The sequence below is a fragment of the Lentzea kristufekii genome (assembly GCF_033949925.1).
GTDB classification, from domain to species: domain Bacteria; phylum Actinomycetota; class Actinomycetes; order Mycobacteriales; family Pseudonocardiaceae; genus Lentzea; species Lentzea kristufekii.
The window spans coordinates 65,959-90,977 of sequence record NZ_JAXAVV010000006.1 but is presented as its reverse complement, the minus strand read 5'-3'; the positions used below and the strand labels follow the sequence as shown (position 1 = coordinate 90,977).

The 25,019-nt window shown below is 68.8% G+C and carries 26 protein-coding genes; 12 read left to right on the top strand and 14 right to left on the bottom strand.

Features of this window, described 5'->3' with window-relative positions; genetic code table 11:
- Positions 1 to 242: 242 nt before the first annotated feature.
- From SK571_RS14380 to SK571_RS14360, 5 genes are all read left to right on the top strand, one after another.
- Positions 243 to 2,354: a HAMP domain-containing protein gene (locus tag SK571_RS14380; protein ID WP_319984841.1), complete on the top strand. Its 2,112-nt coding sequence runs from the start codon at positions 243 to 245 to the stop codon at positions 2,352 to 2,354.
- Positions 2,351 to 3,760, top strand: a complete 1,410-nt coding sequence (gene pgsB / locus SK571_RS14375) for a poly-gamma-glutamate synthase PgsB (RefSeq protein WP_319984551.1) — start codon at positions 2,351 to 2,353, stop codon at positions 3,758 to 3,760. Before SK571_RS14380 ends, pgsB begins: the two co-directional genes overlap by 4 nt.
- The gene (locus SK571_RS14370; RefSeq protein WP_319984550.1) at positions 3,753 to 4,238 is read left to right on the top strand and encodes a poly-gamma-glutamate biosynthesis protein PgsC/CapC; all 486 of its coding nucleotides are present in this window, start codon (positions 3,753 to 3,755) and stop codon (positions 4,236 to 4,238) included. The genes pgsB and SK571_RS14370 overlap by 8 nt, the downstream gene beginning before the upstream one ends.
- Before the next feature lie 11 nt (positions 4,239 to 4,249).
- Positions 4,250 to 5,257: a C40 family peptidase gene (locus SK571_RS14365; protein WP_319984549.1), complete on the top strand. Its 1,008-nt coding sequence runs from the start codon at positions 4,250 to 4,252 to the stop codon at positions 5,255 to 5,257.
- Between the two features lie 160 nt (positions 5,258 to 5,417).
- Entirely contained in the window at positions 5,418 to 6,650 is a 1,233-nt protein-coding gene (locus SK571_RS14360; protein ID WP_319984548.1) for a PP2C family protein-serine/threonine phosphatase, read from the top strand.
- A gap of 58 nt (positions 6,651 to 6,708) precedes the next feature.
- Here SK571_RS14360 and SK571_RS14355 read toward each other — a convergent pair whose 3' ends face one another.
- The 6 genes from SK571_RS14355 to SK571_RS14330 form a co-directional block, all read right to left on the bottom strand.
- Positions 6,709 to 7,089 carry an STAS domain-containing protein gene (locus SK571_RS14355; RefSeq protein WP_406601986.1) on the bottom strand — a complete coding sequence of 127 codons (381 nt, stop codon included), beginning with the start codon at positions 7,087 to 7,089 and terminating at the stop codon, positions 6,709 to 6,711.
- A gap of 629 nt (positions 7,090 to 7,718) precedes the next feature.
- Positions 7,719 to 8,114 (bottom strand): HPF/RaiA family ribosome-associated protein, encoded by a 396-nt coding sequence (locus tag SK571_RS14350; protein ID WP_319984546.1) that lies wholly within the window; start codon positions 8,112 to 8,114, stop codon positions 7,719 to 7,721.
- A complete protein-coding gene (locus SK571_RS14345) occupies positions 8,115 to 9,662 on the bottom strand; it encodes a glycoside hydrolase family 130 protein (RefSeq protein WP_319984545.1) in 1,548 nt (515 codons plus the stop codon).
- On the bottom strand, positions 9,659 to 10,669 hold the full coding sequence (locus SK571_RS14340; RefSeq protein ID WP_319984544.1) for a hypothetical protein: 1,011 nt from the start codon (positions 10,667 to 10,669) through the stop codon (positions 9,659 to 9,661). Before SK571_RS14340 ends, SK571_RS14345 begins: the two co-directional genes overlap by 4 nt.
- Complete coding sequence (locus SK571_RS14335) at positions 10,666 to 11,799, bottom strand: glycosyltransferase (RefSeq protein ID WP_319984543.1); 1,134 nt, start codon at positions 11,797 to 11,799, stop codon at positions 10,666 to 10,668. Before SK571_RS14335 ends, SK571_RS14340 begins: the two co-directional genes overlap by 4 nt.
- 60 nt (positions 11,800 to 11,859) lie before the next feature.
- On the bottom strand, positions 11,860 to 12,153 hold the full coding sequence (locus SK571_RS14330; RefSeq protein ID WP_319984542.1) for a hypothetical protein: 294 nt from the start codon (positions 12,151 to 12,153) through the stop codon (positions 11,860 to 11,862).
- A 334-nt stretch (positions 12,154 to 12,487) separates the two neighbouring features.
- On the opposite strand from SK571_RS14330, the gene SK571_RS14325 reads away from it, so the two are divergent.
- The gene (locus tag SK571_RS14325; protein ID WP_319984541.1) at positions 12,488 to 12,826 is read left to right on the top strand and encodes an alpha-amylase family protein; all 339 of its coding nucleotides are present in this window, start codon (positions 12,488 to 12,490) and stop codon (positions 12,824 to 12,826) included.
- Positions 12,827 to 13,020: 194 nt separating this feature from the next.
- Positions 13,021 to 13,257 (top strand): hypothetical protein, encoded by a 237-nt coding sequence (locus SK571_RS14320; RefSeq protein WP_319984540.1) that lies wholly within the window; start codon positions 13,021 to 13,023, stop codon positions 13,255 to 13,257.
- A gap of 116 nt (positions 13,258 to 13,373) precedes the next feature.
- Here SK571_RS14320 and SK571_RS14315 read toward each other — a convergent pair whose 3' ends face one another.
- The 5 genes from SK571_RS14315 to SK571_RS14295 all read right to left on the bottom strand — a co-directional run bounded on the left by SK571_RS14315 (position 13,374) and on the right by SK571_RS14295 (position 17,072).
- Positions 13,374 to 13,850, bottom strand: coding sequence for a universal stress protein (locus SK571_RS14315; RefSeq protein WP_319984539.1), 477 nt, complete (start codon positions 13,848 to 13,850; stop codon positions 13,374 to 13,376).
- Positions 13,851 to 13,989: 139 nt separating this feature from the next.
- Positions 13,990 to 14,838, bottom strand: coding sequence for a hypothetical protein (locus tag SK571_RS14310; protein WP_319984538.1), 849 nt, complete (start codon positions 14,836 to 14,838; stop codon positions 13,990 to 13,992).
- A gap of 262 nt (positions 14,839 to 15,100) precedes the next feature.
- The gene (locus tag SK571_RS14305) at positions 15,101 to 15,265 is read right to left on the bottom strand and encodes an RGCVC family protein (protein WP_319984537.1); all 165 of its coding nucleotides are present in this window, start codon (positions 15,263 to 15,265) and stop codon (positions 15,101 to 15,103) included.
- A complete protein-coding gene (locus SK571_RS14300; protein ID WP_319984536.1) occupies positions 15,252 to 16,388 on the bottom strand; it encodes a N(5)-(carboxyethyl)ornithine synthase in 1,137 nt (378 codons plus the stop codon). Before SK571_RS14300 ends, SK571_RS14305 begins: the two co-directional genes overlap by 14 nt.
- 90 nt (positions 16,389 to 16,478) lie before the next feature.
- On the bottom strand, positions 16,479 to 17,072 hold the full coding sequence (locus SK571_RS14295) for a GNAT family N-acetyltransferase (RefSeq protein ID WP_319984535.1): 594 nt from the start codon (positions 17,070 to 17,072) through the stop codon (positions 16,479 to 16,481).
- A 328-nt stretch (positions 17,073 to 17,400) separates the two neighbouring features.
- Here SK571_RS14295 and SK571_RS46370 point away from each other — a divergent pair, with 328 nt between their 5' ends.
- The 3 genes from SK571_RS46370 to SK571_RS14285 all read left to right on the top strand — a co-directional run bounded on the left by SK571_RS46370 (position 17,401) and on the right by SK571_RS14285 (position 18,862).
- Positions 17,401 to 17,541, top strand: a complete 141-nt coding sequence (locus tag SK571_RS46370) for a DUF5994 family protein (protein ID WP_406601982.1) — start codon at positions 17,401 to 17,403, stop codon at positions 17,539 to 17,541.
- Between the two features lie 97 nt (positions 17,542 to 17,638).
- The gene (locus SK571_RS14290; RefSeq protein WP_319984534.1) at positions 17,639 to 17,896 is read left to right on the top strand and encodes a hypothetical protein; all 258 of its coding nucleotides are present in this window, start codon (positions 17,639 to 17,641) and stop codon (positions 17,894 to 17,896) included.
- A gap of 342 nt (positions 17,897 to 18,238) precedes the next feature.
- Positions 18,239 to 18,862, top strand: coding sequence for a CBS domain-containing protein (locus tag SK571_RS14285; RefSeq protein WP_319984533.1), 624 nt, complete (start codon positions 18,239 to 18,241; stop codon positions 18,860 to 18,862).
- Positions 18,863 to 19,007: 145 nt separating this feature from the next.
- Here the strand turns inward: SK571_RS14285 and SK571_RS14280 are convergent, their stop codons facing one another.
- Positions 19,008 to 20,636 carry a GAF domain-containing protein gene (locus tag SK571_RS14280; protein WP_319984532.1) on the bottom strand — a complete coding sequence of 543 codons (1,629 nt, stop codon included), beginning with the start codon at positions 20,634 to 20,636 and terminating at the stop codon, positions 19,008 to 19,010.
- Between the two features lie 149 nt (positions 20,637 to 20,785).
- Positions 20,786 to 20,968, bottom strand: a complete 183-nt coding sequence (locus SK571_RS14275; RefSeq protein WP_319984840.1) for a wax ester/triacylglycerol synthase domain-containing protein — start codon at positions 20,966 to 20,968, stop codon at positions 20,786 to 20,788.
- A 154-nt stretch (positions 20,969 to 21,122) separates the two neighbouring features.
- On the opposite strand from SK571_RS14275, the gene SK571_RS14270 reads away from it, so the two are divergent.
- Positions 21,123 to 21,674, top strand: a complete 552-nt coding sequence (locus tag SK571_RS14270; protein ID WP_319984531.1) for a hypothetical protein — start codon at positions 21,123 to 21,125, stop codon at positions 21,672 to 21,674.
- A 41-nt stretch (positions 21,675 to 21,715) separates the two neighbouring features.
- Here the strand turns inward: SK571_RS14270 and SK571_RS14265 are convergent, their stop codons facing one another.
- A complete protein-coding gene (locus SK571_RS14265; protein ID WP_319984530.1) occupies positions 21,716 to 23,014 on the bottom strand; it encodes a beta-ketoacyl [acyl carrier protein] synthase domain-containing protein in 1,299 nt (432 codons plus the stop codon).
- 160 nt (positions 23,015 to 23,174) lie between these two features.
- Here SK571_RS14265 and asnB point away from each other — a divergent pair, with 160 nt between their 5' ends.
- A complete protein-coding gene (gene asnB / locus SK571_RS14260; protein WP_319984529.1) occupies positions 23,175 to 25,010 on the top strand; it encodes an asparagine synthase (glutamine-hydrolyzing) in 1,836 nt (611 codons plus the stop codon).
- Positions 25,011 to 25,019 lie beyond the last annotated feature (9 nt).

The window sequence follows — 25,019 nt, the reverse complement described above, 5'->3', positions numbered from 1 at the left end:
TTTGGTCCCCAGTTGCTCACGTATGAGTGACAGATAGATCGGGCATTAGTGCACAATCTACGAGATTCCAGGACCTGGGGGCCGCGTTCGGGGGCGTGCCTGAGATGTGAGGACGGACCGATTCAGTGGCGCGCCACAAAACTTCCGCAAGCGGTGACGAGGCCGCTGCGCACAGTGACAGACAGGCGAAGCGACTGGCTGCTCAGCTTCCTGAGTCCGGGTTCGCCGTCCGGCCGTTGCCGGTGGTACTGCTCGTGTTCTTCCTCGGCATCGCCGCGGCGACGGTCGTGCTGCTGGACTCGCGGGACGGCCGCGAGGTTCCGCGGGCGTTCGTCGAGTCGCAACAGCAGATCGCGGTCGCCACCGCGCGGGCGATCGGCGCGACGGCGAGCCAGAGCCTGAGCGATCTGCGCACCGTCGCCGCGTCCGGCGCGTCCGCCGGCACGGAGCCGATGCTCGACGCGTTGATGCGCAACAAGAAGTGGCGCGGGGTCTCGGTGCTCGCCGCGCAGTCCCGCACACTGGTCGCCACTCGCGGTGAGGCCGTGCCGGTCCAGGCGGTGCCGGGTGACGTCACCGTCCCCACCGTCGCGTCGACCGTCGCGGCCAACGGTGAGGTCGTGCTCATCGCGGTGTTCCCGTTGCCTGCGGGTCAGCTGCTCGCCGCGACGACGGCGGTCCGTCTGCCCGACGCCGACCCCGATCAGGTTCTGCGGCAGTCGCTGCTGCTGACGACGCTGTCCGGCAAGGTGGTGGCTGCGAACGGTCCGCTGGCGCAGGGCAGTGACGCGAGTGCGGAGGCCTTGATCGCGAGCGCGGGCAAGGCGGCGTCGGGCGAGCCGGGCTTCGTCCTCGGCTCCGCCGGCGAGCAGGTGCAGCCGACGCTGACCTACGCGCGGGTGATGCCGTCGGGCAGCCCCGCGGGCCTCGACCTCGCGGTCGTCGCGGTTTCGGACGGCCCCCTGGCCGGCACCGATCCCGCCGGTTCGGGTGTCGTCCCCGCTGCCGCGCTGGCCGTTCTGGCGCTGCTCGGGTTCCTCCTGGTGCGCCGGTACATGACCAAGCCGGTGGTCTCGGTGCGGGCCGACCTGCTGCGCGTCGCCGCGGGGCGGCTCGACACCAGGATCCGTGCCAGCCGGACCACCGAGGTGGCGCGGATCGTCGCTGCCGGCAAGGCGTGCCAGGACCAGCTGAACGACGACGCGGAGCGCGAGCGGAAGACGCGTGGAACGAGTGCGCGGATCGTGTGCTTCGCGGTCGCACTGTCCATGTTCGGCTGGTCGGCCGGGATGCTCGTCGCGTTCCGCACCCCGCAGGTGGAGATCCCGGGCGCCGTGGTGGCGAGCATGCGCGTGCAGACCGGCAAGGCGACGGAGGCGCTGCGGCGCAGTGTCAACGACGGCCTGGCGGATCTCGAAACGCTCGCCGCCGGCGCCAAGGACGCCAAGGACGTCAAGGGCACGGACGAGCCCCTGCGGGCGTCGTTGCGGGAGCTGCTGGCCACCCAGACCCGGTACCGCAGTCTGTACCTGGTGGACCGCGAGGGCTCGGCCACCGGTGAGGTGATCGGGCGACCGCCGTTGCGCACCGCCCAGCCTCCGGCGCGTGACTCCGGTGTGCGCCAGCAGAACCAGTCCGGGCGCGTGCCGGTGATCTTCGCCGAGGTACCGCTCGACGGCGCGACGCTGATCGGCGAGTACGACCTCGACCACCTGCGGGTGCTGCTGAGCCAGGTGCCCGGCCACGCCAGGGTCGTCGACTCCGGTTTCCGCACCATCAGCGCCACCGACGGCTTCGTCGCCTTCGAAGAGGTCACCGCGGAGAGCCTGCGACGCAACGCGGGGCTGGCGAAGAACGGCAGCGCTGTCGCCGAGGTGCACCAGGGTTCCGAGGAACCGGCGATCGTGGCCTCGGCCGCGGTGCTCGGCGGCTCCGTCGGACGGCTCGGCTGGACGGTCACCACCGAGAAGCCGGCCAGCGAGCTCGCGCTGCCCGAGAACCAGACCCGCCGCTACGCCCACCTGCTCGCGCTGGTCGCCGCCCTGGGGACCCTCTTCGGCTACGGCTGGATCCTGTTCACCGTTCTGGGACCGCTGCGCAGGGTCGCGCGCGCCGCCGACAACCTCGTCGCGGGCGACCTGAAGTCGGTGATCTACCCGCAGCGCCACGACGAGATCGGCACGATCGCGAGCTGCCTGGAGATCTGCAGACAGGCCGTCGTGCAGGGCCCGGACCGGCTGGGCGACGTCCGCCGCCCCAGCGGCTCCGCGACCGAGCCGACGATGCTGATGGAGCCCGTCCCGGCACCGGCACCGCGCAAGCGCGCTCTGGCCAGAGCAGGCAGACGCCCGTGACGTACCTGTACGTGGTGTTCGTGGTGCTCACCACCGGACTGCTGATCGCGGGGATCCTCGAGCAGCGCGCTCACCTCGGCCAGCTCGGCAGGATCGAGCACCGGGTGCTGGTCAACGGCATCCGCGGCAAGAGCTCGATCACCAGGCTGTGCGCGGGGGCGTTGCGCGGTGGCGGCCTGGTGACCACGGCGAAGACGACCGGCACGGCCGCCAGGTTCATCCACCCGGACGGCAGCGAGGAGCCGGTCTACCGCAAGTGGGGCATCGCGAACGTCGTCGAGCAGATCGGCATCGTGCGCCGCGCCGCCGCCTATCGCTCCGACGCGCTGGTGATCGAGTGCATGGCCGTGATGCCGGACCTGCAGGAGATCAACCAGAGCAAGCTGATCCGGTCCACGATCGGCGTGCTGTGCAACGTGCGGGAGGACCACCTCGCCGAGATGGGCCCGACGCTGGACGACGTCGCGCGTTCGCTGAGCCGGTCCATGCCGGTGGGTGGCGTGTGCGTGACGGCCGAACGCGACCGGCTGGCGATCCTCGAACAGGAGGCGGCGAAGCGGAACTGCGAGCTGATCGCCGTCGACCCCGAGTCGGTCACCGACGAGGAGATGGCCGGGTTCTCCTGGGTGACGTTCAAGGAGAACGTCGCGATCGCGCTGGCGGTCGCCGAGCTGCTCGGTGTCAACCGGCGGCTGGCTCTGGCGGGCATGTGGGCGGCGCCGCCGGACCCCGGCGTGCTGTCGGTGCAGACCAGGACACGGGACGGCAAGCAGATCAAGCTCGCCAACGTCTTCGCGGCCAACGACCCCGAATCGACCCTGATGAACGTCGAACGCCTGCTGGAACAGGGCTCGATCGCCCGGCCTCTGCACGTGGTCATCAACTGCCGACCGGACCGCGTCGAGCGCAACCGGCAGATGGGTGAGCTGGTCGAGAGGATCGACCCGGACCGCGTCGTGCTGATCGGAGAGCCGACCCGCAGCGCGCGACTCAGCATCGCCGAGGAGTGGCAGGACCGGGTGAGCGACCTCGGTGGTGCGCGCGGCGCCGGCGACCTGCTCGACTCGATCCTCGCCGACGTGGACGACACCGTCTCGCTCGTCGCCATCGGCAACATCCACGGCCAGGGAGAGGTGTTGCTGCACGCCGTCGACGAGCTCGACGAACCTGAACCCGACGAGCAACGGCCGCAGCCGCGCGTGCAGGCTCCACGGGCGCGCGTCCCCGTCCCACCGCCGCCACCACCGCCGCCACGCAGGCGGCCCACACCGCCTCCGGTCAGTCCGCACGCGCCCATCCGCGGACAGCTCTTCGACCACCCGCACCGGCCCCACAGGCCCCAGCGGCCGCAGCGACCTCTGCCCGAGCGTCGTCCGGCGCCCAGACCAGGACACACCCATGACTAACGGTTCGCTTCTCCTGCCCGAGGTGGCGACGCTCGGCCTCGCCATCGGCCTGGTGTTCTCGCTGGCCTGCTACCTGACGACCAACCTGTCACCCGGCGGCATGATCACGCCGGGATGGCTGGCGCTGACGCTCGTCGAGGACTACCGGCGCGCGCTGCTGGTCGTCGTCATGAGCGGGGTGACCTTCGGCGCGGTGAAACTGCTGCAGCGCTTCGTCATCCTCTACGGCAAGCGCCTGTTCGCCGCTGTCGTGCTCACCGGCGTGCTGCTGCAGTCGACCTTGTTCCTGCTCATCCAGAGCGACTACCCGCTGCTGTTCGCGCATCAGACGCTCGGCTTCGTGGTGCCCGGTCTCATCGCCTACCAGCTGGTGCGGCAGCCTCCGCTGGTCACGATGATCGCGACCAGCGTCGTCAGCGCCGCGGGCTACGGCGTGCTGGCGAGCGGTGTCCTGGTCGGCCTGGTTCCGACGGTGTGATGGAGGTGCCGATGAATCGCAAGGGCGTGCTGGCCGGGGCGGGAGTCGCCGTCGTCGCGCTGGTCGCGGGCGTCGTCGTGTTCTGGCCGGAGAAGTCCACCGTCGCGGCGCCGCCGACCGCGGAGCAGGTCACGGCGGGCACAGCACCGGAGCTGACCTTCGAGCGCGTCAACAGCCCTGGGAGAACCGTGGTGCGCGATCGTGCGGGCGCCGTCACCGCCACGTTCACCGACGACGCGCGGACCGCTCTGGTCAACGGCTCGCTGCGGTCGTTCAGCGAGCCGAAGGCGACGGCGGCGAAGGTCAGCACCACGGCATGGGTGCGGCTGTTGCCGCAACCGTGGACCGCGGGAGCGGAGAAGGCGGACTGGTTCGCCGAGTGGTTCCGCGCCGCCCGCCAGGACACCACACCCGACGTCCTGGAGATCGCCACCCAGTACACGATCGACGCGCCGTCCGAAAAGGACGCCTCGGGCGTGCGGTTCCGGGGCGACGCGTCGTTCGGCCCGGTGAAGGCGTCCGGCGCGGGCAGGCAGGAGCAGTCGGACTTCTACGACTACCTCGGTGTCCCCTGGAAGTTCCCGAACGGCCCCGCCGGCGCACCTGACCGCGGTCGCTACGGCGCCGTCGACTGCTCGGGCTACGTCCGGCTGGTGTTCGGCTACCGCCTCGGCATGCCGCTGCTCAACACGAACGCGGCAGGTCCTGGCCTGCCGCGTCGTGCGTTCGCGATCTCCGAGTTCGGTCCCGGTGTCCAACTCGTCCCCAACAAGCTGCGCCGCGCCACGGACTACGCCGCGCTGCAGCCGGGGGACCTGGTGTTCTTCGAGCTGGAGGACGATCCCGAAACGCTCGACCACGTCGGCATCTACCTCGGTATCGACGACCGCGGCAAACACCGCTTCATCTCCAGCAGGGAACGCATCAACGGTCCCACCATGGGCGATGTGGGAGGTACCTCCCTGCTCGACGACGGCGGCACGTACTCGACGGCCTGGCGATCGGCCCGCCGCCTCTGACCGGAGGTGCGAAGAGGGCGAGCGACAGGAGCGACGCGGGCCCGGCTCGCGGATGCGGACGAGGACTTCGGCGGCCTGGTCGTGAGTCGCTGGTGGCCTCTTCGTGTTCAACCTGTGCTGGTGATGCGGTTAGGGTGATCCCAACTGCGCGGAGGTTGCCGTGGATGGCGCTGTGTTGCGACCGGGTGATGTGCTGGCGGCGGCCGAGAGCGCGCCGCCGGTGGAGTCGGTCGAGGTCGTCGCGCGGGATCTGGCGAAGCGGTTCGAGGCCGTCGACGTGTCGTTCCTGCTGATCGACGTCGGCGATGAGCGGCTGGTGCGGCTGGCTTCGAGCACGTGGGAGCTCGGCAGGGGCGGCGCGGAGAGCGTTGATCTGCGCGACAGCGTCTACGAGGAGGTGTTGCGCACCCAACGGCCGTGGCAGGGGCTGGACGGCGACGGGGTGCGTGTGGTGCTGCCGGTGACCAATCGCGGCGACTGCGTCGGCGTTCTGGAGGTGACGGTGCCCTCCCTCGACGAGGAGGTGCTGGCGCAGCTGGGGGAGGCCGCGCACGCACTGGCTTACGTGATAGTGACCGACCGCCGCTTCACCGATCTCTACCACTCCGGCAGGCGCACGACGAGGATGAGCCTGGCAGCGGAGATCCAGCACCAGCTGCTGCCCACGGCGTCCTGCTGCGAGGCCGCCCAGTTCACCGTGGCCGGCGCCCTGGTGCCGGCCCACGACATCGGTGGCGACACCTACGACTACGCCCTGGACCGCGACGTCCTGCACCTGTCGATGACCGACGCCGTCGGCCACGACGTGGGCTCCGCGATGACGGCGACTCTGCTGGTCGGTGCCCTGCGCAGGGCCCGCCGGGCCGGCGACGGCCTGGCCGAGCAGGCACAGCAGGCCAACCACGCCCTGCTGGACCACCGCCTGGGATCACTGGCGACCGGGCTGCTGGTGCGCGTGGACCTGCGCGACGGAGCGGTCGAACTGGTCAACGCGGGCCACCCGGTACCACTGCTGCTGCGCGACGGCGTGGTGGAGGAGCTCGACCTGAAGGTCGACCTGCTCTTCGGCGTGAAACCGCATCCCTACCGGGTGCAACGGCTCAACCTGCGCCCCGGCGACCGGCTGATGCTGCTCACCGACGGCATGTTCGAACGCGACGCCGAAGCCGTCGACCTCCCCGCGCTGCTCCGCAACACCGAAGCACTGCACCCCAGGGAGGTGGTGCGGGCGGCGACCAGGGCGGTGAGGCGCGCTTACCGCGATCATCTCCAGGACGACGCCACCGTGCTCTGCCTGGACTGGCACGGCATCGGCCGCACCGAACGCCAAGCGGACAACGGCGCCGACACGGACTCCGCCTCGCCCTCACGCCCGACCCTCACAACGGGCTGACCGGGCGACGTCCTGTCGAGGCCTCGGGGCGATGACGAGACCTCAACGGTGTCCACCGTCATCGTTCCGCAGCCAGGCCGGGGACCACGTCGAACTTGCGGTCCAATCCGGTGAGCCTGAGCGGCCGGAGAACCGCGCGGGTGCGTGCCACCACGATGAACTCGACCTCAGCGATCACGGTCGCCTCCCACACGGCCATCAAGGTGGCCAAGCCGGTCATGCCGAGGAAGCTCACCGCGGTGAGGTCGACGATGAGATCCGGACCCGCCTTGCGGACGTGCCCGTGCAGACGGGTGTGCAGTACTGGACCACTGCGCACGTCGACCTCGCCGAGTACCGCGATCACGACGGCCCCTCGTCGGATGAGCTGTTCTGTGACGGTGAATCGCGCGGTGCCCGGGGATCGGCCTGGCTGGCGGGACGCACTTCGGGCGATCACGGGCGCCCTGGGCAGACGGACGGTGCTCACGGGAATCTCCTCGGGGAACCGTGGCGACCGCGGGGTCCAGGCGGGCGGATGGCAGAGAAGCCGCACGTTAGGTTTGAACGGAGTCCGCCCACAAGCCACGCCGGGTGCCACCACTCGATCGGATTGTCATCTGTGCCCGTTCAGCCGTCACGACATCGCGTTGAGTCACAGCTTCAGCCGCTGTCCCCTCATCGGCCCTGTCAGCGAACGTCACAGAGTTCTACGCTGGCGAGGCATCCCACCCGATCAGAGCTTCGGGCTCGACGCGGTGGATCGGACATCCGCTCCGGACCTCGGCGGCGCACGCATCGAGTCGCTGACGCGCCGAGGAGGTCGCCGAGATGTTTCCGCTCACGGCACCGGCTGACATGTCACGCGGGTTGAGCGCCGTTCGCCGGGACTGCCGTTGCGGCCGGTTCCAGGTTCTCACCTGCCTGGTCGCCGTCCTGAGTGGACAGTCGGGGGACTCTGACGGCCGAGCTTCTCCGGCCGTTCACACGCCTGTCGCTGCCGAACCCACCTGATCCGCCACGGCTCCTCCGGCGAGAGCCGTGGCGGCGGACACCGGTCACGTCGTCAACGACGTCGCCCGACCCCGTTCAACGCTGGGGCTGGTCGTGCTCGGTCAGTGCGGGGACGGACCTCAGCGCGCGGTTGTGGCGCGGTTCGGTCCGCGTCTTCGCCTCGTCGACCTGCCGGATCAGCTCGGTGCGGACCTCGTTGAGCGCGGACGGCAGGTCCGGCTCGGACGAGGTGGCGACGAGGTGCAGGCGGGGAGTGCGGTTGATCCAGCACTCCAGGGTGACTCGTTGCTCGACGCCGCGACGGTCCTTGACGCTGATCTCGAGTTCGACCTGGTCGTCGTGGAACGAGCGCAGGCGCGAGCCGAGTGCGGCCAGACGTTCCACGACCCAGCCGCGTTCGTTCGAGAGGAAGCCGGTGGCGAGGTGCAGCCGGTTGGTGATGACTGCGGTGTCCCCTGGTAGTTCGCTCATCTATTCACTGTCCTTTGTGGAGTGTGGCTCTGTTGCGGTCGAGTGACGGTGCGAGGTTCCCGCCAGCGAGTGCTGAAGGTCGTTCTTCCCGGTCAAGGCGGTGATCAGGCCGCGCAGCGACGTGGTGGCCAGCCCGATGGAGGCGTCGCTCGCGCCGTAGGGGATCACCAGCGTGTCGCCGTGCAGCAGGGCGCCGCAGGAGTAGACGACGTTGGGCACGTAGCCGTCGCGTTCGGTGGCGGCGGGCAGCAGCAGCGGTTCGGGCAGTGTCGCCAGCACCCGTTCGGGGTGGTCGAGGTCGAGGAGCATCGCGCCCATCGAGTAGACCCGCATGGGGCCGACGCCGTGGGTCAGCACGAGCCAGCCCTCGGGAGTCTCGACGGGCGAACCGCAGTTGCCGACCTGGACGAGGTCCCAGTGCCGGCCGGGCACTTCCACGGGTTGTGCGCCGTTCCAGGTCCTGATGTCGTCGGACGTCACCACGGCCGAACTCTCGCCGTCCCCGCGCGTCAACGCCGCGAACCGGCCGCCGATCTTCCTGGGGAACAGGGCCATGCCCTTGTTGCGAGCGGCCGAGCCGGTCGTCTGTGTGACGTTGAAAGTGCGGAAGTCGTTGGTCTGCAACAGTTGTGGTGCGACATCGACACCGTCGAAGGCGGTGTACGTGGCGTAGTAGGTCCGCTCGCCGTCATCATCGGTGAAGCGCACGAATCTGGCGTCCTCCATGCCCTGGCGTTCGGAGGGGCCGGTCGGCCAGAGCACGCGCCCGCTGATGACGGTGTCGTCGGGGAACTCCGAGGTGTAGTTGCACGCGGCGATCCGCCGGACCAGCTCGACGGTCCGGTGCGCCTCCTGACGGGCGACCAGACTCGGATGCAGGTCGGCCAGCACCAGGTCCAGCTCGGCGTCGGTGAACCGCGCGGGCAGCCATCGGTTCAGGACGGCGGAGACCTCGTCGTCGTGGCCGAACTCAGCGAGTTTGCCCTGGAAGAGGCTCTTCTCGTGCACGGTTTCCCGGTGCAGGCCGGTGGTGACGACGTTCGGGGGTGTGTCGACGGTGAGCGCACCACCGGGACCGGCCACTCCGGTGCGGAAGCCGATCGAGGACAGGTGGCCCTCACCGATGCCGCGGACGCTCAGCACGAATCTCAGCTGGTCCGGTCCCATCCCGCTCTGATCGGGGTGCGCGACCATGGACGGGTTGCACAGCGCGGCACCCTCGATGGAGTACTCGTGGGTGAAGTACGCGCCGATGAGCAGTCTGCGGGACTCGGACAGTTCGACATCCGCGGACAGGCGGTGGCTCACGCTCGCGAAGTGATCGGCGAAGGTGACCCGGACGTCCCGGTGCCTGCCCGCGAACATGCGGATCGTGCGGTCCAGCACGGTGCACACCGTCTCCTCGTCCAGCGCCATCACCCGCCGGATCACGGCCGCGGAGCGCGACTCGTGCTCGGGCCGCTCCTCTCCCGGCACGAACAGCTTGGTGATGACACGGCGCGGTTCCGGCCGCAGGCGCAGCGAGGTGCGCGTGACGCCGGCGTTCATCCGTCGCTCCCCAGCAGGGTGCGGCCGTGTTGCAGAGTGGAGATCAACGCCAGCGTCGACTCGGCGCCCTGGTTGTGGTTGGGGCCGTCGGGGGTGAGTCCGTCGTAGCCGCCACCGGTCTCCCTGTCGCGCATGGGCACACCGAGGTCGTTGTGGCCGTCGAACCACTCGACCGCGCGGCGGACGCCGGTGAGCCACCTCGGATCGCCCGTGATCTGGTGGGCCCGAGCACAGGCGTCCGCGAGCGCGGCGACCTCGACGGGTTGCTGATCGAATGCCGGGCGCGGCTCGCCGATGCGCCAGCCACCTGCCGGGGCCGGGGAGAAGTGCGCCTCGCTGGTCTCGACGGTGAGCAACCAGTCCAGCAGCCGCAGGCCGTCGTCGCGGATCTGGAGATCGTCGAGGAGGTCGCCCGCGGCGATCAGCGCCTCCGGCAGTGCGGCGTTGGCGTAGAAGAGCCGGTGTTCTGGCCAGGGCCAGTCCGGTGTGTCGCCGGGTTCGCCGACGTAGGAGGAGATGTCACCGAGCAGCTTGGCCGCGAGGGAGTGGCCGGGGTCGACGCTCAGCACCTCGGCCGCGCCGAGCGCCGCGAAGGACATCGACCGCACCGACGGCGGCCGGTGATGGGCACTTCTGTCGAAGCAGGCCAGCGCGGCGTGGCGGATCCAGGGCACCGTGCATCGGGCGGTGGCGGTGCCCAGCCCCCACAACGCGCGTCCCCACCAGTCACCGAGCCCCGGCTCGTCCTGCCAACCGCGGTCGGGGCCGAGCCGGTTGTGGAACCGTCCGTCACGGGCCTGTGCGTGAGCGGTGAAGGCGAGATAGCGCTCCACGAGTACGACCAACTCGGCGGGCAGTTCCGGATTGCGGCACAGGACGACCAGGCCGCGGGCGACGTCGTCCAGGCAGTAGCCGTGTTCACGACGCGGCAGCGGACCGTCGGCGTGCTCGAACAGACCTGTGTCGTCGCTGAGCCGGATCAGGTGGGCGAAGTCCGGGCCGGTCACGTGGTCACGACGACTCGGGCGGCGAGCAGGCGCTCTGCCAGGCGCCGATACCGGTTCGCGACGGCCGACCAGCTCAGTGCCGGGGCGAGATTCGCCGAACGGTCGCTCATCCCGGTCGCGAGTTCCGGTTCGGTCAGCACCCGCCGCAGTGCCGCGGTGATGGCGGCAGGATCGCGGTGCGGCACCAGCAGCCCGGCTCCGTCCGCCAGCAGCTCGACGGCGTGCGGGAACTCGGTCGCGACCACCGGTTTGGCGGCGGCCAGGGCCTCGACGAGCACACCGGACGTGACCTGCTCGGACGAGTCGTAGGGCAGCAGGACGACGTCGGCCTGTCCGACCAGTTCCGCCAGCGCTGCGACCTCGCGGTAGGTGGGATCGAACTCGACCAGGTCCGTGACACCGAACGCGGCTGCGCGGTTGCGCAGGTTCCTGCGGTAGGTCTCGCCCTCGTGCGCCAGCACCTTGGGATGGGTCTGGCCGGCCACCAGGTAACGCGGCTTCAGGTCGCGCAGCGCGCCCAGCGCGGAGATGCCCCACTCGATGCCCTTGCCACGCCCCAGCAGACCCCAGGTGAGGATCATCGGCCGGTCGGCGGGCGAAGTGTGGGCGGGAGGCCTGACGGAGAGCGCGCCGTGCGGGATCACGACGACCTCGTCGGGCCGCTCGACGGCGTAGCCGTCCACGAGCCGCTGCCGGGCGGCCTTGGACATGGTCACCACGGCATCGGCGTGGCCGACGACCTCTTCGAGAACCTGCCGCTGCCCGGGCGTGGGCGTGGTGAGCACGGTGTGCAGGACGACGATCACCGGCACGCGCAGCCGGGCGAGCACACCGAGCACGTCCTCCCCATCGCGGCCGGCGTAGATCCCGTACTCGTGTTGCACCACGACCACGTCGCAGCGGTTGAGCGCCTCGGCCGCCGCCTCGACCCCGCCGGGAGTCATCTGGTGCACCATCGGAGTTCCCGCGATCGCGACGGGCTCGTGGTCCGGTTCCGTGAGAACGCGGACCACCCGGCCCGTGCTTCCCGGCGTCACCGCGGTCAGATGGCGCAGCAGGGAAGCGGTGAACGTGGCGAGCCCACACTGCGTGGGCGGATACGTGCTCAGAAAACCGTAGGTGCGAACCACGAAGCGGGCCTTTCGGATCGACGGAAGCGGAAGCTCCATTGCGGACCGTGCCGGCAGGGGTCAACGCCCCTGGTCCGGGAGGTGACCGCGCAGCCTCAGCACACGCACCTGGACCCGGTCCCGGCGCGCGGACGGCGTGCGGCGATGCCCGTCCACCGCGGCCAGGTCGATGGTGCGCACTGGTTGTGAGACGAACCCGTCGAGCTGAGTCCGGCGCCAGTGGCCGACGAGGTGGTGGTAGCTCAGCCACAGGACGTCGCCCAGGTCGGTGAGCGCTGTGCGCGGCGTGCGCCGAGACCGTTCGGAGATCGGGTCGGCCGGAGGGGCGATGGGCAGGTGGGATGCAGACATCATGCCGGGACTTCCGTCCCCAGCCGGAAAACGGCCGCTTCAGTTCTTCGCCGGGTACGACATGGGCTTGACCGCCCAGGTGCGAGGTGTTCCCGGTGAAAACGACTGTACACCCGATCTGGCTTTGAGCGACAAAATGTGCAGACTGGCTTTTCAAACATCAGTTGCCGCAGGTGAGGGCGCTTCGGTGATCCACCGAATGCTGTGCGTGAAATGCTGTGGGCGCGTGACCTGGTGGTGAATCACAATTCGGCGGATCGCAGAATCTGAATCGAGCTCGTCCCTGGGCGTGGCCGGAGAACGGCGCATCAGGCGACCGGACGGGAGTGTCGGCACGATGTCGGGCCAGCGCACCTGCCGAGTCCCGGTGCGGGTCGCTCATCTCGAACCGGGGGAGTGGACGTCACCGCGCTCACGCCAGACGGTGTTCGCGATGGCCCGCAAAGGCGAGATCGACACCGTCGTGCTGGACGTGAAGGACGGGACCGGCCAGGTCCCCTGCCTCTCGAACGTCGTGCTGACCGGTCAGGTCGGCGCGGGCAGCGACCGCTACCGCTCGCCCGTGAGGCGGCATCACTCGGCGTGGGTCATCGCAGACGTAGTTCGAAGGCATGCGTGCGGACATCGCTTCACCCGATGGCGGGATGCGAACGCGATGTACGCCTGTTTGGCCTGATCATCTGGCGAAAGAATACTGAACCTCGCAAGCAGGACGCCACCCAAAAGTGTGATCTGGGTTGTCGCGTTCACGTCAGGGCGTGATCGATGATTTGGTTGTTCTCGGTCGTTTGGATACGGTCTTGCCGGACTTGTGAAAGGTGCGCAACACCGACACGTCCCTTTCTGAAAGATTCAACAGAGGAGATCTTTGTGCTGAAGAAGGCAGGGGCGGCCGTCGCTATCGCGGGCGCTTTCCTCGGGTTTGGTTCCACCGCGCTGGCCGATGCCCCTGAGCTGGACATCACGGATCAGGTCGGCGTCGCGAACCTGGAGGACTCCGAGGTCCTCAGCGATCTGAACGCCTGCTTCATCGACGTCAACGTCATCGCGGTGCCGGTGCTGGCCGGCAACGACAGCGGCCTGTGCGCCAACCCCGACGACAAGTGACGTGAGGCGGCGCCCGTTGTGACGGCGCGCTGTCCTCCGGCCGGGGAACGGAGTCGTGGCAGGGGTGCCTGGCTCCGTTCCTCCTTCGCAGCACGCACAGGGCTCCCGCCGGTTGACTACTTCGGGGCCGGTGCGCCCGACACTCCCGTCAGTTCGACACGTGCCTCTCGTTGCACGGGTATCACAACGACAGGCGCGGACGAGTGCCGCACACAGTGCGTGCTGGTCGACCCCAGAACGGTCTTGCGCAGCCATTGCCCGCTGTGTGTGGCCACTACGAGCATCGCCGCTCCCACCGACAGCTCCTCCAGCACTTCGGCGGCGTCGCCCCGGACGCTGCACCGGACGACTTCCGGGACGTCGCTCCGCCCGGCGAAAGCGGTGCGGAGCGCGCTCTCCACCAGCGCCTCGGATCCCGAGAGTCCTCGGTCCGCGTCCGTCTGCGTCCAGTCCACGAGGGGCTCGTAATTCCACGCGTGCACGACGTGCAGAGGACAGTGGTGGGCAAGAGCCTCGTCCATCGCCCACTGCAGCGCTCGCGCCGACACCGGCGTTCCGTCGATCCCGACGACGATCGGTTTTGTCGTGCTCATGGCTTCACCTCGTGAACTGAGAACGTCGATCTCCGACGGCTGCCGGAGTGCGTTGTGGCACAGGCGGTACGAGTTCAGTCGCTGTCGGCGAAAGCCGTCCACGCCGACCACCAGCGATTCCTCTGGAGGTGGTCTCCGGTCATCCAGTGCAGTTGGGTACCGCAGGGGTGCTGCCGACGCAGTTGTTCGGTGTGTTGGCGCTGATCGGCGAGTTGGTGGTCGTCATGGTTCCGCCGACGCGGAGGACGCCACCCGCGGTCAGCAGCGCGACGTTCCCGGACACGGCGGTCTGGGTCATGGTGGTCGCCGTGGAGCTGGCGGCCGCGATGCCGCCGCCCTGCAAGCCGGTGTTGCCGATGACGGGCATGGGACTACCGGAGACGCCGGTGGTCGTCAGGGTGCCGCGCAGACCGTTGTAGATGCCGCCGCCACGCAGCAGCGCCGTGTTGTCGAAGACCGGGCTTCTGGTGAACGTCGCGGCCGGCGCTGTGCCCGAGGGGGTGTCGACGTTGGCCAGACCGCCGCCGTTGAGCGTCGCCACGTTGCCGCTCAAGCTGCTGCGGGTGAAGGTCACCGCGCCGCGGTTGAGGATGCCGCCACCGTTGCCGACGACGCTGCCGTTGGTGATCGCGACGGACGTGGTGAGGGTGAGATCGCCGGTGCCGCCGACCTCGGCGATGCGGAAGAGCAGCAGCGAGGAGCGGGTGATCGTCGCGGGACCGATCATCTCGATGCGGGTGGTGATCACGGGCAGCCCGTTGGCCAGACCGCCGTGAGGCGAAGTCAGACCGTAGGTGCAGCCGCTCGCCAGGACGAGGGTGTCGGCGGCGGCCGTGGAGTTGGCGAGGTTCACCGCCGCCACGAGATCGTTCTCGCTGCACGCCACCGGAATGGTGATGGCCTGCGCTGTCGGGGTGGCGACGGCGAAGCCCCCGATGACGACGATGGCCCCGATCAGGGCGTGGATGGTCGTGCGGACTTTGCGCATGACTGCTTCTGTTCCTGGAGCAAGATTGTCGTACGAAAAAACCTCGGTGCGCGTCTGATGCGCTACCGAGGTCTTGAGCAACAACCGAAACGTACTCCTGTGGTGTGGTCCTGTACACCTCGCTGCCCCGAACGGCCCTGAGGCGAATGGATTGGCGATCGGTGTGGACTTGGCGGGTGCGGGCGTCAAGCGGCTCGCGTCAGCCCGCTGCACCGAGCGGACAGCCGCGGCCTGATGGTGACAAAACGCCAGAGGTCGCACGTCACCGGCAGATGCAACCACGGGACAGTGCGGAGGTTGTGGTCGCGGTGCAGTAGCGAACGCCGAGCGGGTCGTGCTCGTGCCACGGGTGAGGGCACACGGCGCAGGTGCCGGCGGTGTCGGAGTGGTTGGCGAGTTCGGTGGTGTGCAGCTCAGTGACGGGCATGCGGATACTCCGGTGATCGGTGTTGGAACGAGAGGATGCGGGGGTTGAGGATGGTTCCGTCGCGGATCTCGACGGCGCGCCGGATGATGTCGCTGGAGTCCCAGGCGCCGGTGAGCACCGGCCGCAGGTGGGGGAGCAGCGCTTCGCTGATCTCCCAGGTCGCCGAGTTCCACAGGTAGGACGGGCTGTGGTCCACGCCGTAGTAGCGCACGTGGTCACCCACCAGGAAGTCCGGCTGGGTGAACGTGGTGGGGCGTGCCCATTCGAAGCCCATGCCCGCGTCGCAGGAGACGTCCACGACCAGCGTTCCCGAGGCCACAGTGGACAGATCGGCGTTGGTGAGGAACGTCAGCGGTGCGTCGGTGTCCTGGAGCACGCAGTTGACGATGATGTCGTGTTCCGCGAGGAATCCGGCCAGCGGCACGCGGCCGCCGTCGGTGAAGGCGTGGCTGCGCTCCGGATCGGCGGCGTCGTGGTCGAAGTGGACGATCCGCGCGGAGTGGATCGGTGCGCTGACGGCCGTGACGCCGCGGTTGGTCAGGATGTTGACCTCGTGCACACCATGCGCGTTGAGCGCCGTCACGGCGCCTCGTGCGGTCGCCCCGAAGCCGATCACGACGGCGCGCAGCCGCCGCCCGTAGTCACCGGTCGAGCCGTTGAGCTGCAAGGCGTGCAGCACCGAGCAGTAGCCGGCGAGCTCGTTGTTCTTGTGGAAGACGTGCAGGCCGAACGAGCCGTCGGAGGTCCAGTGGTTCATCGCCTCGAAGGCGATGAGCGTCAGCCGCCGTTCCACTGCCAGCTGCGTGAGTTTCTCGTCCTGGACGCAGTGCGGCCAGCCCCACAGCACCTGACCTTCGCGCAGTTGCGCGATGTCGTCGGCAAGTGGCTTGAGCAGCAGGACGACATCGCATTCCGCGATGAGCTCCTCGCGCGAGCGCAGCCCTCCGACGGAGGCCGCGAGTTGCTCGTCGGAGACGCCGAAGCGCATTCCGTAGCCGTGTTCGAGGTAGATCTGGCTGCGGAGGTCCGCGTCGATCCGGTCCAGGTGCAGCGGGTGCAGGGGAAGCCGGAACTCGTTCTCCTTGTGGGTCTGCGCGATGACTCCGAGGCTGAGCTGGTCCACGTGTGTCCTGTTCCTCGATGGTGGCGATCGCGGCTCAGGCAGAGCCGAGTCCACGCTGCCGCCCAACGGACGGCGCGGTGCGGCAGAGAGTCAGTCGCCACTGAGATCGGGTGGTTGGAGTGCTGTGGGCGCCGCCAGATCGAGGTCGGCCGCACGGAGGCGGAACACCTGCAGTTCGACACCGAAGTACTTGGTGGTCTCGCCGACCCAGTGCATGCCGTTGTTCCGGACGGTGGCCGCGGCGCGGGCGTTGCCGGGGCGGACGACGGCGAAGATCTCGTGGACGTTCTGGCTGAACGCCCACCTGGCCAGCGCGTGGGTCGTCTCGGTGGCGTACCCCTCGCCCCAGGTGTCGGGACGCAGCTGCCAGCCGATCTCCAGGTCGTCGTTGCCCGGTGGGAGCGGCAGCAGGACGGCGCCGCCGATCACGTGGTCGTCGGTGTTGCGCTGGACGGCCCACCGGCCGGCGGGAGCGGGCAACCGGGCGTCTTCGGCGCTCCACTGCTGCAGCAGCAGCCGCATGGACGGGAGGTCCGGCACCCGATCCATGTCGGGGCTGAGCCAGCGAGTCACCTCGGCGTGACCGTAGACGTCCAGCGCGGCCTGTGCGTCATCGACCGACCAGGGCCGCAAAGTCAGCCGTTCCGTGGTCAACGGGTGGGTCGTCCACGTCGAGGTGCTCATGTCGGTACTCCGCTCCCCGGGTTGCGCGATCTGGCCGGGTGATGTTCGAGAAAATGGTCCGACACGAAGCATCAGGCCATTTTGGAAGGGATCTAGGAGGCCGTCGGGGAAGCGGCACTTCTGTCTCCATCGTACACGCTTCACCGACATGGGTGATCGATTTGCGGGTGGGGTCCGAAAATCTGCTGAATCCTTCCTGCTGGATCAGCTGGTGCGCATCTGAACTGCGGTTTTGTTTCCGTGGAGCGGCTGGTGAGGGGTTTGGGCAGAATTCCGGTCGATCATGGCTTAATCGGTGTAGGGTCGAGTTGCCGAGAAAATCGTGCATATGGGCAATCAAGTTCATGTCGTGCTCGGCGAAACTACGCCGGCTGTTCTCCTGTGGTGGCCACCTTCGCGGGACCTCGCCGCCGAGCTTCCCCCGTTGCTCGCTGCGCTGGGCGCACGACTGGGCGACATCCTCAGGTGAGCTACAACCTCACCGAGTGGAACTCTGCGCCCCGCCGCATCATCGGTGACGGCCGCCCGATCCGGCTCGACGGATTCATCTCCAGACCGGGCACACCGTGGACGTGCTCGCGGCGGACGAGCACCGTCTCACGCTGCTCGTCGTACCGTCGAACACCGACCGGGCCGCCGCGCACCGGACCATGGCCCTCACAGCTGATCGGCACAACGTCCAGACCGTCGACGACCTGCTCGCCGCGGGCGTCAGCGTGACCGCGTCGACGCAGGGGACGACCGACCAGACCCGCATCGCCCTGGCGGTCTGGGAAGCAGACGGCGGCCGGATCCCGGAGCAGAAGAGAAGACGCATCTCATGACGACGTCGACCTACCTGTCCTGGGGCACGCCCAGCGGTCGATCCCGTCCCAGTTCCGGAAGTCGCTGCTTGCCGGTTCGCCGTGGACAGGGCACTTGTACCCGCCGGGGCAGGACCGCCAGGTACTGACGGTGTGCAGGCGCGCGCGTGAGAGTTGACGTCGAGGAGGTGGCGATGACCACCGCTGCCACTGGATGGCCGGTGCACGCGCGGCTCGATCCGACCTGAGTCGCTGGCTGTGGCTGGTGAACGTGGTTGCTCGCGATCCCGCAACACCTGCACTGCGCGTGGCCGCCTGCGCCGCGCACCGAACGTTCGCGACGACGACGAACTGAGGATGATGATGAGAACTCGAGACGTGATGACCGCGACCGTCGTCGCGGTGAACCCGGACACGCCGGCGCGGGAAGCCGCCGGACTGCTCGCCGAACGCGGTTTCACCGCACTGCCGGTGATCGACGACGCGGGCGAGCTGGTCGGCGTCGTCGGCGAGGCCGAGCTGCTGCGCGACCGGCTGCCGCAGGATCCGAGGTGGCTCGTGCACGGCGAACCGGCCGCGACCAGGCAGACGCCTGCCGAGACGGTGGCACAGGTCATGCGGACGCAACCGGTGATCGTCACGCCGAACACGGACCTGGCCGAGGTCGCGGACCTGATGCTCGAGCACGGTGTGCGCAGTGTGCTGGTGGTGCACGAGCGGCATCTCGCCGGCGTCATCACCCGCCGCGACATGCTCCGCTCGATCAGCCGTGCCGACTGGATCATCGAGGCGGAGATCCGCCACCGCCTGGACTTGGTCGGCGGTGCCCGCCGATGGTTGGTCGACGTCAGCGGCGGCAAGGTGTCACTCGTGGACAAGACGGGCAACGAGTCCGAGCGGCATGTGGCGGAAGTGCTCGCGCGTGCCGTGGCAGGCGTCACCGACGTCGAGTTCGTCGGCAAGCCGGTCGTGCGCACGGGCAAGTGATCTGAGTTCGCGGTTGGTCATTCGACGCTGACTTCGTTGGAACGAAGGACATCCAGCTGCCCGGCGGCACGAAACGCGCGACGGCCGGGCAAGCCGAACCGGCGCTCGGCGTGCAACTGTGTCCACAGTGGAGAGTCGGGCGGGGTCAGCGGTCGCTTGCCGGTACGAGCTGTTCGTCAGAAGGGATGCGGGCGGTCCAGGTGCTGCTTTGCGTGCGACCGTCGACGCATGCAACGGCGATCAGGTCACCGGCTATGTCGACGCGGAGTTCGGCGCGGGTGGTGTCGGTGTGGCCGGCGATCGACGTGAGGGCGTCCCTGACCGCGTCGACGACGTCATCGGCGAGCGCACTGGGGATCGCCCGGCCGAATCGTCCTCTGAAGGTGACCGTGGCTGGGAAGCCGGCTGAGGTCGTGTGGTCGTCGACGGCGGTGAGAACCTGGTTCTGCAGGCTCCGTGTGTGACTGCCCGGCGTGACGTCGACGTTGTAGACGTCGGCGCGGATGTGGCTGATCGTGGTGTCGAGGATGTCGATGTAGCCGTTGACGCGATGTCGGAAAGAGGGGTTCTTGTCCGTCGCGAGGAGCCCTTGCAGACCGAGGCTGACCGCGAAGAGCCGTTGGATCACGTGGTTGTTGAGGGCGAGGCCGATCCGGTCGTGGTCGTCGCTGATGCGCTGGACCTGCTGATCGGCGTGCACGCGGTTGAGATCCATGGCGATTGCCGCGTGGGCGCCGAAGTCGGCGAGGTGGTTCATGGCCGCGCCGGTGAACGACGGTCGTCCGGTCAGCCTGCCCACGCTGAGAGTCCCGGTCGTGTGGTCGCCTGCCGGCAACGGCACCACGATGACCGACCCGATCCGGGCCTGCGCGCCGACGGACTCGGTGTCCGCAGGGGCCGCCACGAGCGTCGGCGTGCCGGAACAGACGACCTGCGCGGCCACACTGGAGTCCATGCTCGCGAGCATCTCGTCGGTCAGCACACCGCTGGTCGCCTCGACCTGCAGCTGTGCCGGTGCGGTGAGCAACTCCAGGACAGCGAAGTCGGCGTCCGCGGCCTGCTGTGCCGCCTTCAGCACCATGTCGAGCGGATGCTCGTCCTGCTGGGCGAACAGCTTCCGGGTCACCTCGGCCGAGGCGGTCAGCCATCGATGACGTTGCTCGGACTCCTGGTGGAGCCGGGCGTCGTCGAGCGCGACGCCGGCGCTCGCCGCCAGTGCGATCGCGAGCTGTTCGTCCTCGGTGCTGAACCGCCCGTTGGCGCTGCCGGTGAGATGGAGGCCGCCGAAGACGCGGTCACGGACTCGGATCGGCACACCCAGGAAGCTGTCCATGTCGGGGTGGTGCGCCGGGAATCCGGCAGCGGTCAGGTCCGTCAGCCGCACCGGGCCGGGGTGGGTGACCAGCAGGCCCGGAATTCCGCGACCGTGCGGGAGATCTCTGATTCCCTCGACCGTGTCCTCGTCCACGCCGACGTGGAAGAACTCGCCGTGCTCGTCGATCACCCCCAGGGCGGCATGTCGGGCTTCGACGAGCTCCCGCGCGGCGGTCACGATGTGCTGCAGCACCGTTTGCAGGCTCACTTCGCTGGTAACGGCCGCGTGGGCGTGCAGCAGGTGCCGCAGCCGGCCCAGGGTCACGCGCACGTCCTGGGCCCGCGCCGACAGCTCGTCAAGCAGCGCGTCCAGCTCCACGCGTGGTAGATCGGTGAACGGCAAACGGAAACTGCCCCGAGGCAGGTCGCGCGCACCCGCGGTGCTGAAGGTGTGAGACATGGCGTCCACGTCCCGTCGACGTTGGCGCGCGCGTCAGCGGGGTCCGGGCCAACGAGACAACACCCGATGAAGCCGGGAGACTTCCCGGCCACAACGCGAACCTACGCCGAACGCCTCGGAAGCGATACGGCCACAGGGGTTCTCACAGGTCAGATGTTACGTGGCGCGGGAGACGCATCGCCGATCCCGTCCGCGAGGACGTGGTGGAACACGATGACGAGGGCACCGCGGGCTTCCGCGAGGCCGGTGACCGAGGTGGCCGACCAGAGAGGCCTGCCCGAACGTGGCGGACGGACGTGGCCCGATCGCGCCTTTCGGCCGGCCTCGTCGATGGACGAGGCACTGACTTCACCAGGTTGCTGGCTGGTCGCACGGAGACATGACCGGAATGCTGTCCAGCTGTCCGGTGTTCGAAGTGCCGAGCTTGGACCGGGGAGGCCAACGGCGGTGGAAGTGGGCGAAGTGAGTCCATCCTATCGCATAAACGTGGCGATCGCCGAGTTCAACGCACTTCGGACAGAGATTGCCGGGCGCTCGTCCGCTCAGCACGGTCTGCTGAATCTGAGTCTCGTAGCCACTGCGGCAATCGGAACCATCGCTTTCTCGGATCCGGCTCGACGACCGGTTCTGCTCGTGCTTGCGGTGTTGTCCTGCATCTTCAGCCTTCTCTACTTCGATCACCATGCTGCGATAGCAACGATCGGTAAATACATCAAGAACGAACTGGCGCCCGATCTCAGGGAGTGCACCGCGTGGAGGCGGGCCCTCTGGCGGGAGGAGTTCGTCAGAGTGGAAGCCTCCGCGCGGACAGGTCTCGCGAAGGGGATGATCAGGTTCGATCTGCCCATCATCTTGGCTTTTCTCGTGGTTCCGGTCCTTTCAACCGTCTACCTGGCCTCCTTGGCGAGTGGGTTCTGGTTTTGGGCGGCTTGGTCCGTTGGCGTGCTGGCTGAAGCACTGACCGTGGTTGTGGGAGTCTCGGCGACGCGCGGCTGGCGCTCCGAGATCGACGAGCAAGTCCGCAGCGCCGACGTGTAGTCACTGCGGTCGAGCGGGTCACCGGCTTGGACGCCGTCCGGTCAGTTCGGTGGTTCGCCGACGAGGATGTGCACGAACGTGCCGGACAGGCCGTAGCTGCTGACCCCGGCGATCGCCGTGCCGTTGCCCGGCCAGGGCGTCGCCTGGGGCACGGGAGCGATGTTGAGCCCAGCCCAGTCCACTTGGGACGTGGGACTGTCGCTGTACAGGCTGGCGGGAACGGTGCGTTCCCGAACAGCGAGCGCTGCCTTGATCAGCCCGGCCATACCGCCTGCTGCTTCGGGGTGGCCGATGTTGGTCTTGACGGAGCCGACCAGGCACGGGCTGTCCGCGGGGCGGTGGGCGCCGATGGTGGCGCCGATGGCCTGCAGTTCCAGCCGATCACCGGCCGGTGCTGCGTTGCCGTGGGCCTCGACGTAGCCGATGACGTCCGGTGTGATGCCCGCGGTGGCCACCGCTCGCGTGATCACCTGCAGATATCCGTCGACTGACGGCGCGATGATCGCCTTGGCGGTGCGGCCCTTGCTGGCCTGTGCGCTGCCGAGGATGAGCGCGTGGATCGTGTCACCGTCGGCCTGTGCGCTCGAAAGCCGTTTCAGGGCGAGCACTCCGGCGCCGTCGCTGCGCACGAAGCCGTCGGCGTTCTCGTGCGCGAAGCGGCAGCGTCCGGTGGGGGACAGCATTCCGGCGGCGGAGTAACCGATGGTGTGGTCGGTGCCCAGCACGAGGCTGACACCACCGGCCAGCGCCGTGTCGCACTCCCCGGTGCGCAGGCTCTGACAGGCGAGGTGGACGGCCAGCGTGCCGGAGGAACAGGCCGCGTCGACGGTGGTGCACGGGCCGCGCAGGTCCCAGGCGTAGCTGATGCGGCCGGACGCCATGCTGCGTGCGGCGGCGGTGGCGATGGCGTACATGTCCACTGTGGTCGTGCCCTGCAGGCGGTCCCAGTGTTCTCCGGTGCTCTGCCCCATGAACACGCCGATGTCGCGCCCGGCGATCGCCTCCGGCGGCAGGCCCGCGTCCGCGAGTGCGTCGCCGGCGCAGGTGAGCAGCACGCGGTGCTGCGGGTCGAGCGTGATGTTCTCGCGCTCGGTGACGAAGTAGGCGTCCGGTGCGAAGTCCGTTGTGTCGTCCAGAAAACCGCCGTCGAGGCTGACGAGCCGGCCGGGCCGCCGCGGTGCCGGGTCGTGCAGCGCGCGAGCGTCGAACCGGCTCGCGGGTGCCGTGGCGCTCAGCGCGTCGACCTCGCCGCGGAGCAGGTCCCAGAGCTGTCCGGGAGTGGTGGCGCCGGGAAAGCGGCAACCCATGCCGACGATGGCGATCGGCTCGCAGGTGTTCATCCAGACCTCTTCTGACGACGGATCGGGCCTGACCGTAGTGGTCGGCAGAAGGGCGCCCTCAAGATCGTCATCACTTTGAGTGAGTCATTGGCACTTTGGGTGACGTTTCTGATCTCATTGGCCCACTTCGTGATCATTCGATCGAAAGAACCGTGAGCCGATGTGCGGCATTGCAGGCTGGGCGGATCTCGCCCGCCCGTCCACCGGGATGTGCGAGCGCGTCCAGCGGATGAACGACGCCATGGCGTCCCGCGGACCTGACGGAGACGGCATCTGGTCCGGAACGCACGCCGTGTTCGGCCACCGCCGCTTAGCCGTGCTCGACCCGGCACACGGGCAGCAACCTTTCGTCTTCACCGACGACAGCGACGAACCGGTCGTCGCGCTGACCTACAGCGGCGAGGTCTACAACCACGGCGAACTGCGCGACGAGCTGGAACGGCGCGGTCACAAGTTCCGCACTGCCACCGACACCGAGGTCGTGCTGCACGCCTACCTGGAGTGGGGCGTCGACGCCGTCTCGCACCTCAACGGCATGTACGCGTTCGCGATCTGGGACCAGCTGCGCGGCCGGCTCGTCCTGGTCCGCGACCGGCTCGGCGTCAAACCCCTGCACTACACCCGGCACGGCTCCGGGCTGCTGTTCGCCTCCGAACCCAAGAGCCTGTTCGCCAGCGGCCTCGTCCACCCGTCCGTGAGCACCGATGGACTGCGTGACTTCCTCGCATCCGTGCACACCCCAGGGCAAAGCCTTTTCCAAGGCGTGCAAGAGGTTCGGCCGGGCACGGTCGTGATCCTCGACGCGAGCGGCGTGCACGAACAGCTCTACTGGCAACTGGAAGCACGGCCCCACCACGAGGACGTCGACACCACCGTCACGCGCGTCGCCGATCTCCTGCAGGACATCACCGCGCGCCACGTCCAGGCCGACGTCCCGCTCGGTGCCCTGCTCTCCGGCGGCCTGGACTCCAGCGCCCTGGTCGCACTCGGTCAACTCGCCGCGCACCGCGGCGGCAGGCCGCTGCGGACGTTCTCCGTCGACTTCGCGGGCAACGCCGACCACTTCGCCGGCACCGGCCTGCGGTCCACTCCGGACGCGCCGTTCGTGCGCGACGTCGCAACCCGTTGCGGAGTCGACCACCGCGACATCGTGCTCGACTCCGCCGAGCTGGCCGATCCCCGTCACCGCCGGGCCGTGGTGACCGCCAAGGACGCGCCCGCGCTCGGCGACATGGACACCTCGCTGTACCTGCTGTTCCGCGCCGTCCGCGAACACACCACCGTGGTGCTCTCCGGGGAGAGCGCCGACGAGGTCTTCGGCGGCTACCCGTGGTTCCACGACGCCGACCGCGTCCACGCCCACGACCACCCGTGGCGGTACTTCACCGGCCACAGCGGCACCTACCAGGCGTTGCTGCGCGACGACGTCGCCGCCGGTCTCGGCATCGCCGCACACCGCGAGGCGCACTACCGGCAAGCCCTCGGCGAAGTGCCTCACCTCGCCGGCGAGATCGGCGACCGCATGCGGAAGATGATGTACCTGCACCTCACCAGCTGGCTGCCGCACCTGCTGGACCGCAAGGACCGGCTCAGCATGGCCGTGGGCCTCGAGGTGCGTGTGCCGTTCTGCGACCACCGGCTCGTCGAGTACGCGTTCAACACCCCGTGGGCACACCACAGCTTCGACGGACGCGAGAAGTCCTTGCTCCGTGCGGCCGTGGCACCTCTGCTGCCCGCCAGCGTGATCGGCCGCACGAAGGCGCCGTACCCGGTCACGCACGACCCGGCCTACCACCGCGCGATCACCGAACAGGCCCGCGACCTGCTCGCCACCCCGTCCGCTCCTGTGTGGACACTGCTGGAGCCCGAACGGCTGCGCGACCGGCTCGAGCGGCCTGGCAGCGATCACGCCACCCGCTCGGGCATCGACTTCGCACTCAATCTCGACCTGTGGCTGCGCACCGCACAACAGCGGCACGGCGCCGAGGGGCGGTAGCGGCGTTAG